The organism is Brevundimonas sp. (genome assembly GCF_018608325.1).
Classification (GTDB): Bacteria; Pseudomonadota; Alphaproteobacteria; order Caulobacterales; family Caulobacteraceae; genus Brevundimonas.
On the sequence record NZ_JABAZW010000168.1, the window covers coordinates 1 to 10,397 of the forward strand.

Below are 10,397 nucleotides of genomic sequence, written 5' to 3' on the forward strand. Positions count from 1 at the left end.
GCCTTTGACTGTCGGGCGATGACGGCGGACCGGCTGGATTTCGCCTCCCTGCGCGCCGACGGAACCGAAGGCCCCGCCACGCCGGACACTGCTCCCGCCTATCCCGCCGCGCCCGGAGGCGATGCGGCGGAGCTTCTGACCGTGGCCTGCGCGGCCCAACTGCCGACCGACAGCATAACGCTGAATGAGGCGATCAGCCAGGGTCAGCAGGCGCTGTCGGAATAGGCGCCTGCGGAGACGATCCGCCCTGGGGCCATTCCAGACGATCACGCGGCAGGGCCTCGCGGCAGTGATCGCGCATATAGGCCATCAGCTTCTCACGGATTTCGCAGCGCAGATCGAAGGCCACCCCGGCGGATCGCGCGCTGGCCAGACAACGTAGCTGCAGCACGCGCTCGGTGATGTCTGTCACCTGCATCACCTGAACCTCGCCGTCCCAGTGCTTCGAAGCCTGGACAATACCCTCATAGGCGACGCGCAATTGGTCGACCGGCGCCTCATAGTCCACATAGAAGAAGGCCACGCCCAGCAGGCGCGAATTCTCACGCGTCCAGTTCTGGAACGGCTTGGTGATGAAATAGGACAGAGGCAGCACCATGCGGCGCCAGTCCCACAGCTTGACCACCACATAGGTCGAGGTGATCTCCTCCACATTGCCCCACTCGCCCTCGACGATGACGGCGTCGTCGATGCGGATGGGCTGGGTCAGGGCGATCTGGATGCCCGCGACCATGTTGGTCAGGATGGGCTGCAGCGCCAGACCCGCGATGATGCCGACCACGCCCGCCGAGGCCAGCAGGCTGACGCCCCATTGGCGGAACCCGGCAATGGTCATCAGGGCCAGACCGACCGTGACGATGAACAGCACCACCTTGGCCACCCGTTGCAGGATGCGGGTCTGGGTCAGGTGTTTGCGCGCGACCAGATTGTCTTCGGTGGCGACGTTGAACCGCTTCAGGTGCATCACCGTCCACATGTCCAGCACCCCGGACGCCAGCCACCCCAGAATCAAGATCGACAGGAACAGCAGGATCGAGCGGATGTCGGCGGACGGCTCCGGGTGCATCGGCGACACCGTCACCCCGATCCCTATGCCGATGATGATGGTCAGGATGCGCAGCTTGACCCGCGCCCGTTCGACCACACCGCGCCAGAAGACATCGCGCTTGCGCACAATCCGGCGCAGGATTTCAAAAGCGATCTTGTGAACGATCCAGCCGCCGCCGACAAAAACCAGCAGGACGATCAGGATCACCGCCCATTCCGGCAACCAGTCGAACTGGTGCCAGAGGGCGCGGACTTGGCGGGTTAGGGCGATGATTTCGGGAGGCATCCCTCCCTAACGCATCACAAGCTTTACGGTTGTCGCTTCCCTGCCCATTTCATGGCGAGGTGGATCGACGCAGGGTGTCGCAAACGCTGGATCAGCGTCTGGAGGCGGCCTCAACCAGATCGGCCAGACGCTGCGCCGCATCGGGAATGGCGACCGAACGGGCACCTGCCGACATGGCCGCCAGACGCGCCGGATCCGCCAGCACGCCCTCAAGCGCCGCCGTCAGCCGCTCGACCGTCAGATCGTCTTCCAGAATGACCTCGGCTGCTCCTGCGTCGACCAGAGCCTTGGCGTTCAGGCGCTGGTGGTCGTCGGTGGCGATCTTCAGCGGGATCAGCACGGACGGCAGGGCCGCCACCGCCAGTTCGGCGCAGGTCGAGGCGCCCGAACGCCCCACCACCAGATGCGCCGCCGACAGACGCTTGGCCATGTCGCGGAAGAAGGGCGCGACCTCAGCCTCGATCCCGGCCTCGCCTTTGGGACCGGCTTCAGGCGACGGCGGATGGCCTCGGGCAGAGCCGCCAGCGCGCGGGGCGTCGTCTCCGACAGGATGCGCGCGCCCTGACTGCCGCCGGTCACCAGCACATGGATGGGTCCGTCAGCGTCCGGGGCGGCATAGGCCCGATCGAACAGGGCGCGGATGTCGGCGCGCACAGGCGAACCCACGACGTGCGACCGTCCCTGCACCTTGGCAGGCGCCCGCTCCAGCGTCGGGAAGGACGAGGCGACCTCGTTCACATAGGGGGCCAGGATACGGTTGGTGCGGCCCAGCACGGCGTTCTGCTCATGGATCACCGTCGGGCGCTGCGACGTCACCGCCGCCACCAGAGCAGGCGCCGAGGGGTAGCCGCCGAACCCCACCACGACATCGGCGCCCAGACGATCAAAGGCCGTGCGCGCCTGCATCACCCCCTTGAAGATGGCGACGCCCGCCTTGATCAGACCCAGAGGCCCCGAGCCCGTCGCGGCGTCCAGAGCCAAGCGTTCCTCGGCAGGGAAAGCGTGGGCGTACTGCTCGCCCCGATGATCGGTCGCCAGCACCACGCGCCACCCGCGCGCCGACAATTCCCGCGCCAGGGCCTCGGCCGGGAACATATGTCCGCCGGTTCCACCGGCAGCGACGACGCAGAGCTTGGACATGGGGTCTCCCGATACTGATGCCCATTTACGATGGGTCTTGGTGTCTTCCAACGGCTTTCCGGTCCTACTCCGTCATCCTCGGGCTTGACCCGACGATCGGGCTATCCGCCGCATTGCGACTGAGATGATGCACAGTACGCTCGGTGGCCGATCCTCGGGTCAAGCCCGAGGATGACGGGCGGAAATGAACTACAGCAACCGCCGCCGCGTCCCCAGGCTGGCCCCCGGCTCATACGCGCCCGGACGACGCCGCGTCAGGGCCAGCGCGAACCCCATGGTCACGCACATGGCCAGCATGGACGACCCGCCATAGCTGATGAACGGCAGGGTCATGCCCTTGGTCGGGATCAGGTTCAGGTTCACCGCCACATTGATGCAGGCCTGCAGCCCGATCAGCATGAACAGGCCAGCCGAAGCCGTCTGCTCGAACGGGTCAGTCAGCTTCATCGCCCGGCGCATCCCGCGCACCACGATGAAGGCGTAGAGGCCGATCATGATCAGGCTCAACACCAGGCCAAACTCCTCGGCGCCGACCGAATAGATGAAGTCGGTGTGCAGGTCCGGCACCCGGCGCTTCATCACGCCCTCGCCGATGCCGCGTCCGACCAGACCACCTGCGCGGATCGCCTCAGAGGCGCTGTCGATCTGGTGGGTGTCGGTCGTCTCGGGCGAGGTGAATCGGCTCAGACGGTCGCGCATGTGGCCGAACACGAAATACAGCGACACCAGTCCCGCCATGCCCGCGCTGGCCAGCACCGCCATCCATTTGAACGGCACGCCCGCCATGAAGAAGACGGCCATGAAGGTGGTGGTGATCAGCAGGGTCTGGCCAATGTCCGGCTGGATCAGCAACAGACAGACCGTCAGGGCGTAGAAACCGAACGCGATGGTCACGCCCGGCACGCCCTGCCCCTTCTGCGCCTCGGCGAACATCCAGGCGGCGAAGACGATCAGGCCGGGCTTGGCGAACTCGCTGGGTTGCAGACTGAACGGCCCCAGATTCACCCAGCGCGCAGCGCCCTTCACCGTGTCGCCAATAAACGGCAGGGCGGCCATGACGATGATGGCGCTGAACAGGGCCAGCACCGCCACCCGCCGCACGCCCCGCGGCGACATCAGCGACGTGGCCAGCATGACCGTCAGCCCCATGCCCGCAAACGCCATCATCCGCCACGAATAGTGGAAGGGGTCGGTGATCGATTCATCGGCCAGGATCGCCGCCGGGCTGGAAGCAAAGCTGAGCGCCACGCCCAGCCCCATCAGCGCCAGCGCCGCACTCAGCAAACCGCGATCCACCGTCCAGAACCACTGGGCCACATGGCTCTGGTCGTTGCGCGAGAAGGTCGGCGTATAGGGCGCGGTCATGCGGTCGCCTCCGACACGGCGCCGAGGCTCAGCGCGGCGGCGCGGAACGCCTCGCCGCGCGCCTCAAAGTCGGGATACTGGTCGAAGCTGGCGCAGGCCGGCGACAGCAGCACGATCTGCTCGCCGCCTGCCGCCTGAGCATCCGCCGTCGCAGCCGCAACCGCCGCGTCCAGCGTCTCGGACACCCCATGAGGCGTGGCGCCCAGCGTCACGGCGAAAGCGTCCGCCGCCTCGCCGATCAGATAGGCCTTGGTCACGCGGGGGAACAGGTCCGCCAGATCAGCGATCCCGCCCGCCTTGGGCACGCCGCCCGCGATCCAAAAGACACTTGGGTAGCTGGCCAGCGCCTGACGCGCGGCGTCAGCGTTGGTGGCCTTGGAATCATTGATGAACCGCACCGGGCCGATATGACCGACGGCCTCCATGCGGTGCGCCAGACCGGGGAAGGTCAGCAGGCCTTGGACCGCCGCATCATGCGACACGCCCAGCGCGCGGGCGGCGGCATAGGCGAAGGCGGCGTTCTGGGCATTGTGACGACCGGGCAGAGAACGCGCGGCCGACAGATCGGCGACCAGTTCGCCGTTGCGGGCGATCCGTCCAGCCTGCGCCTCATAGCCCTGCGCGTCGGCTGCTGACGCACGGGTGCTGATGCTGACGACATTGCGACCGGCGCTCTGCAGCGCCTCGAACGCGCCCTGCCCCCAATCCTCGTCCACACCGACCAGCGCGGTCGCCTGCGGTCCCTGCGCCGCGAATATGCGCTGCTTGGCCGCGACATAGCCCTCCATCCCGCCATGACGGTCCAGATGGTCCGGCGACACATTGGTCAGGATCGCCACATCGGGCGCGAAGCTGGTGGTCAGGTCCAACTGGTAGCTGGACACCTCGACCACATAGACGGCTTCCGGCGTCGGCTCCGGCAGGGCCAGAACCCCGATGCCGATATTGCCGCCGACATGGACCGTCAGCCCGGCCTGTTTCAGCACCCAGCCGATCAGGGCCGTGGTGGTGGACTTGCCGTTGGTGCCGGTGATGGCGACCACGCGGGGACGTTCATCCTGCGGCAGAACCGCCAGTGCGCGGGCGAACAGTTCGACATCGCCGATGACCGGCACACCCGCCTGATGGGCGCGGTCGACCGTCCAGTGCGGCTTAGGGTGGGTCAGGGGCGCGCCGGGCGAGAGGACCAGAGCGGCGAACCCGGACCAGTCAGCGACGGTCAGGTCTTCAACGTCAAAACCCTCGGCCTCGGCCTGCATCCGGCCCGACACGCCGTCGTCCCACAGGATGGGGACCGCACCCCCGGCCAACAGAGCGCGCGCCGCCGTGATCCCCGACCGTCCCAGGCCGAAGACCGCAACACGTCTGCCCTCATAGCCGGGAACGGGGATCATGGGATCAGCGCAGCTTCAACGTGGACAGACCGATCAACGCCAGCGCCCCGGCGATGATCCAGAACCGGATGACCACGGTCGATTCCGGCCAGCCCATCTTTTCGAAATGGTGGTGGATCGGCGCCATCAGGAAGATGCGCTTCTTGGTCAGTTTGAAATAGCCGACCTGAATCATGACCGAGGCGGCCTCGATCACGAACAGACCGCCGACAATGCCCAGCACCAGTTCGTGCTTGGTGGTCACGGCGATGGCGCCCAGAGCGCCGCCCAGAGCCAGCGAACCGGTGTCGCCCATGAAGATCTTGGCCGGCGGGGCGTTGTACCACAGGAAGCCCGCGCCCCCGCCGATCATGGCCGTGCAGAAGATGGCCAGTTCACCCGCGCCCGGCACGTGGTGGATCTGCAGATACTGCGAGAAGACGAAGTTGCCCGCCAGATAGGCGATCACGCCGAATGCGGCGGCAGCCATCATCACCGGCACGGTAGCCAGACCATCCAGCCCGTCCGTCAGGTTCACTGCGTTCGAGAAACCGACGATGGTGAAGGCCGCGAACGCCACATAGAACCAGCCAACGTTCAGCAGAACCGCCTTAAAGAAGGGGAAGGCGATCGAGGTCTCAAGCCCCGGCGAGGTCGGCGAATGGGTCATCCACAGCACGGTCAGCACACCCGCAACCACGGCGACGACCGTCTGGGCCAACAGCTTCTGTTTGGAGGTCAGGCCCGCCGAGGTCTGTTTCGTCACCTTGGCGTAGTCGTCGATGAAGCCCAACACGCCGAAGGCCGCCGTCACGCCCGACACGATCCAGATGTAGGGATTGCTCAGGTCCGCCCACAGGAAGACCGCCACGCCAATACCGGCCAGTATCATCAGGCCGCCCATGGTCGGGGTGCCGACCTTGGACAGGTGCGAGACCGGGCCGTCGTCGCGGATCGGCTGGCCCCTGCCCTGTTTGGTGCGGATCCAGTTGATGAACCGGCTGCCCATGGCCACCGCCACGATGGCCGCCGTGGCCAGCGCCAGCGCGCCGCGCACGGTCTGGTACTGCAGCAGGTTCAGCAGCGGATACTGGTGCGCGACGTCGGCGAAATAGAGATACAGCAGATAGAACATTCGGTTTCCCTATCGGGTCGCGCGCGGCGCGTCGTCACTCAGTTTGCTCAGAGCCTGGGCGACCAGAGACGCCTTGGACCCGTTCGATCCCTTGACCATGACAATATCGCCCGGCGCAACCAGATTGGCGGCTTCCTGCGCCAGTTCCGCGGCTGTTTCGCGCCACAGGCCGCGCCGTGAAACAGGCAGGGCGTCATACAGATGGCGCATCTCGGGTCCGGCGGCATGAACCAGATCCAGCTCCGCCGCCGCGATGGGGGCGGCCAGACCTTCGTGCAGGGCGCGGCTCTGTTCGCCCAACTCCAGCATGTCGGTCAGAACAACGACGCGACGCCCGCCCGGCGTGACCGACCGCGCGCCCAGGCTCTTGAAGCCCGCCGTCATCGACAGGGGATTGGCGTTGTAGCTTTCGTCGATCAGGGTGAACGCGCCGCCCGACAGTGCGACGACCCGCGTCTGCCCGCGTCCCGCCAGCGGCTGGAACCCGGCCAAAGCCTGAAGCCCCGTCTCCAGCGGCACATCCAGCGCATCCAGCATCAGCAGAACGCACAGGCTGTTCAGCCCCCAGTGCGCGCCCGACTGCGCCAGACGGTATTCGATCTGCTGGCCGAACAGATCCGCCGTGACCGTCGCCCCTTCGGCGTCGGGGCGGAAATCGATCAGGCGGGCGTCATGTGCGGCGTCGCTGCCGAATGTGGCCAGACGCGCGCCGACAGCCCGCGCCGCATCCGCCAGAACGCCTGCATAGCCCACATCGCCATTGATCACAGCGGTTCCGCCGGGAACCAGCCCCTGGAAGATCGAGGCCTTCTCGCGCGCCACACCCGCCTCGCCGTCGGCGAAGGCTTCGATATGGACCGGGCCGACCGTGGTGACGCAGGCCGCGTGCGGGGCCACGAACTTCGACAGGGGCGCGATTTCGCCCGGCGCATTCATGCCGATCTCGAACACGGCGCGCTCGGTCTTGACTGGCATCCGCGCCAGCGTCAGCGGCACGCCGATATGGTTGTTGTAGCTCTTGATCGAGCTGTGCGCCGGCCCCGCCAGATCAAGTCCCGCCTTGATCGCCTGGGTCACGCTGGTCTTGCCGACGCTGCCGGTGACGGCGCCGCGCTTCACATGGGGCGCCCGGTCGCGCGCGGCGACACCCAGCGCCTCCAGCCCGTGCAGCGTATCGGGAACTACGATCTGCGCCCCGCCCTCAACCGTATGTTCGACCAGTGCGGCGGCGGCCCCGGCGGCGAAGGCGCTGGCGGCGAACTCATGCCCGTCCCGCGTGCCCTTCAGGGCCAGGAACAGGTCGCCCGCAATGATCTCACGGCTGTTGTAGGTCAGCCCCGTGATCGGACGGTCGTCGCCATGCAGCACGCCGCCCGTGGCGGCGGCGACTTCGGCAGCCGTCCAGAGCGGGCGGGCGGAGATATCAGGCATTAAGGGACAGGGCCTCGGACGCGACAGTGGCGTCGTCAAAGGGATGGGTCACCCCGCCGACGATCTGACCCTGTTCATGCCCTTTTCCGGCGATGACCACCACATCCCCGTCGCCCATCATTTCAATGGCGGTTTCGATGGCCGCGCGGCGATCACCGATCTCCATGGCGTCAGGATAGCCTGCCAGAACCTGAGCACGGATCGAAGCGGGGTCTTCGGAACGCGGATTATCGTCGGTGACGATGGCGACATCGGCCAGACGGCCCGCAATTCCACCCATCAGGGGACGCTTGCCCCGGTCGCGGTCGCCGCCCGCGCCGAAGACGACAATCAGCCGTCCCGTGGCATGGGGGCGAAGGGCGTTCAGCACCGTCTCCAGGCCGTCAGGCGTGTGGGCGTAGTCGACATAGACCTCGCCCTTGGCGCCCGCTTGCCGTGCGCCGATGCGCTGCAGACGGCCCTGGGCGCCCGTCAGGTTCTCCAGCGCGCCGACGACAGCATCCGGCGCATCGCCCGCTGCGATGCACAGCCCCGCCGCCACCAGCACGTTCGACGCCTGGAACGCGCCCGCCAACGGCAGCAGAATTTCGCGCACCGAACCGCGCACATCCAGGGTCAGGCGCTGGCCCTCCGGCGTGGCCTTGCGTCCGATCAGCGTCAGGTCGCGCCCGCGCTCGCCCACGCCGAACACGCTGAGCCCCGCCATGATCGAGGCCGAGGCGAAGGCGGAATAGGCGTCGGAATCGGCGTTCAGTACCGCGGTGCGGCCGCGCGGCAGCAGGGCCTCGAACAGACGTAGCTTGGCGGTGCGATAGTTCTCCATCGTACCGTGATAATCGAGATGGTCCTGGGTCAGATTGGTGAAGCCCGCCGCCTTCAGCGCAACCCCATCCAAACGCCGCTGGTCAATGCCGTGCGACGAGGCCTCCAGCGCCAGATGGGTGACTTCCTTGCGGGCCAGTTCGGCCAGCAGACGCGCAGCCTCGGCGGCGTCGGGGCTGGTCAGGCCGGGGCCGGTCAGGGCGTAGGTCTTGTCGCCCTTCTGACCGACCACGCCCAGGGTGCCCATGCTGGCGGACTTGTGGCCGATGCCCGCCCAGATTTCGCGGCAGAAGGTGGCGACGGATGTCTTGCCGTTGGTGCCGGTTATGGCGACGCAGGTCTTGGGCTGCGCGCCATAGAAACTGCGCGCGGCGATGGCGTAGGCGCGGCGCACGTCGCCCGAGGTCACCAGAACCGGCGCCGCATTGTCCGGCGTATCACTGGGCGCCAGCACAGCCGCCGCCCCTTGCGCCAGCGCCTGCGGAATGAAGGCGCGGCCGTCCGCCGCCGATCCGGGCAGGGCCACGAACAGGGCGCCGGGCGCGACCTTGCGGCTGTCGGCGGTGACGCCGGTGATCACCGGGTCAGAGGCCACATCGCGGCGCAGAAGATCAGACAGGTGAAGCGCGCTCACAGCCCGTCCCCCGCCACGTCCTGATAGGCCGGAACCTTCTCGCCCGTCGCCGTGCGCCAGCGGTCCTCGCGACGCTCGACCCCCAGGAAGCCCGCGATCCGGTCGGCGGTGTTGCGCACCGCAGGCGCCGCCACATAGGCGCCGGTCTTGGGATAGGAGCCCGGCTCGTCGACGACGATCAGGATGGCGTAGCGTTTGGCGTTCAGCGGGCCATCGACGGGGAAGACCGCCGCGAACGAACCGACCGCGTGACCGGCTTCATAGCGCCCGTTGACCAGTTTGTTGGCTGAGCCGGTCTTGCCTCCGACCCGCAGGCCCGGCGCATCGGCGAACCCGCCCGAGCCCTTGACCACGTTGCGGCGCATCAGGTCCAGAATGGTGCGCGAGGTTTCTTCGGTGACGATCTGTGGCGTCTGGGCGCCGACCGCCCCGCCCTTGCGCAGGCTCAGCGGAACCATCCGCCCGCCATTGGTCAGGGCGACCATGGCCTGAATGACCTGGGCGGGGGTGACCATGATGCCGTAGCCGAACGACAGGGACGCCAGGGTGGAGTCATCCCAGCGGCGCGGCACGACCGGCTTGGCCGATTCCTTCAGCTCAACCGACGAGGCGCGCAGCAGGCCCAGACGGTCGAAATAGTCGCGCATCCGGTTCGCGCCCATCTGCACCGCCAGTTGCGACGTGCCGATGTTGGACGAATGCAGATAGACTTCTTCCAGCGACATCACGCGGTTCTGGGCGTGGAAGTCCTTAATGCTGCGATTACCGATCCGCAGGGCCTGAGAGGCGTCGAACTGGGTGTTCATGTCCGCCAGACCCAGGTCCAGCCCCGCCGCCACGGTGAAGGTCTTGAACACCGACCCCATTTCATAGTGGCCCGAGACCGCACGGTTCAGGGTCGCGCCGTCCGGCGCTGCATTGCGGTTCGCCTGGCTGAAGTTCGGCCAGCTGGCCATGCCCAGCACTTCGCCCGTCTGGACGTCGGTGACGATGCCGACCGCGCCCTTGGCCTGAGCCTTGATGGCGGCGGCGGCCAGTTCGTTTTCCAGCACGCCCTGAACACGCAGGTCGATGGACAGGGGGAAGCTTTCGCCCCGCTGGCCCGCCGCGCGGATTTCGTCATTGAAGGCCAGCTCGGCGCCCGAAATGCCGCGCCCGCCGGTG

General features: G+C 67.2%; 7 protein-coding genes and 2 pseudogenes. 1 reads left to right on the forward strand and 8 read right to left on the reverse strand.

All coding sequences use genetic code 11. The annotated features are described in order from the left end of the window. Positions 1-225 (forward strand): annotated as a pseudogene (locus QZ281_RS16910) (hypothetical protein); the annotation flags it as partial. Here QZ281_RS16910 and QZ281_RS16915 read toward each other — a convergent pair. From QZ281_RS16915 to QZ281_RS16950, 8 genes and pseudogenes are all read right to left on the reverse strand, one after another. After that, positions 194-1,333, reverse strand: a complete 1,140-nt coding sequence (locus QZ281_RS16915; RefSeq protein WP_292230401.1) for a mechanosensitive ion channel family protein — start codon at positions 1,331-1,333, stop codon at positions 194-196. The pseudogene QZ281_RS16910 and the gene QZ281_RS16915 sit on opposite strands and share 32 nt — an antisense overlap. 91 nt (positions 1,334-1,424) lie before the next feature. Next, a pseudogene (gene murG / locus QZ281_RS16920) lies at positions 1,425-2,473 on the reverse strand (undecaprenyldiphospho-muramoylpentapeptide beta-N-acetylglucosaminyltransferase). A 189-nt stretch (positions 2,474-2,662) separates the two neighbouring features. Continuing rightward, a complete protein-coding gene (locus QZ281_RS16925; RefSeq protein WP_292230404.1) occupies positions 2,663-3,838 on the reverse strand; it encodes a putative peptidoglycan glycosyltransferase FtsW in 1,176 nt (391 codons plus the stop codon). Next, positions 3,835-5,232, reverse strand: a complete 1,398-nt coding sequence (gene murD, locus QZ281_RS16930; RefSeq protein ID WP_292230406.1) for a UDP-N-acetylmuramoyl-L-alanine--D-glutamate ligase — start codon at positions 5,230-5,232, stop codon at positions 3,835-3,837. Before murD ends, QZ281_RS16925 begins: the two co-directional genes overlap by 4 nt. A gap of 4 nt (positions 5,233-5,236) precedes the next feature. Beyond that, a complete protein-coding gene (gene mraY / locus QZ281_RS16935; RefSeq protein WP_292230410.1) occupies positions 5,237-6,346 on the reverse strand; it encodes a phospho-N-acetylmuramoyl-pentapeptide-transferase in 1,110 nt (369 codons plus the stop codon). 9 nt (positions 6,347-6,355) lie between these two features. Beyond that, positions 6,356-7,777 (reverse strand): UDP-N-acetylmuramoyl-tripeptide--D-alanyl-D-alanine ligase, encoded by a 1,422-nt coding sequence (murF, locus tag QZ281_RS16940; protein WP_292230413.1) that lies wholly within the window; start codon positions 7,775-7,777, stop codon positions 6,356-6,358. After that, complete coding sequence (locus QZ281_RS16945; protein WP_292230415.1) at positions 7,770-9,233, reverse strand: UDP-N-acetylmuramoyl-L-alanyl-D-glutamate--2,6-diaminopimelate ligase; 1,464 nt, start codon at positions 9,231-9,233, stop codon at positions 7,770-7,772. The genes murF and QZ281_RS16945 overlap by 8 nt, the downstream gene beginning before the upstream one ends. Further along, on the reverse strand, positions 9,230-10,397 hold a 1,168-nt coding region (locus QZ281_RS16950), incomplete at its 5' end, for a penicillin-binding protein 2 (RefSeq protein ID WP_292230418.1). The genes QZ281_RS16950 and QZ281_RS16945, both read right to left, overlap by 4 nt.

Coding starts and splice junctions, on each gene's coding strand:
- QZ281_RS16915 (WP_292230401.1), bottom strand. CDS start 1,333: ATGCCTCCCGAAATCATCGCCCTAACCCGCCAAGTCCGCGCCCTCTGG.
- murF (WP_292230413.1), bottom strand. CDS start 7,777: ATGCCTGATATCTCCGCCCGCCCGCTCTGGACGGCTGCCGAAGTCGCC.
- mraY (WP_292230410.1), bottom strand. CDS start 6,346: ATGTTCTATCTGCTGTATCTCTATTTCGCCGACGTCGCGCACCAGTAT.
- murD (WP_292230406.1), bottom strand. CDS start 5,232: ATGATCCCCGTTCCCGGCTATGAGGGCAGACGTGTTGCGGTCTTCGGC.
- QZ281_RS16925 (WP_292230404.1), bottom strand. CDS start 3,838: ATGACCGCGCCCTATACGCCGACCTTCTCGCGCAACGACCAGAGCCAT.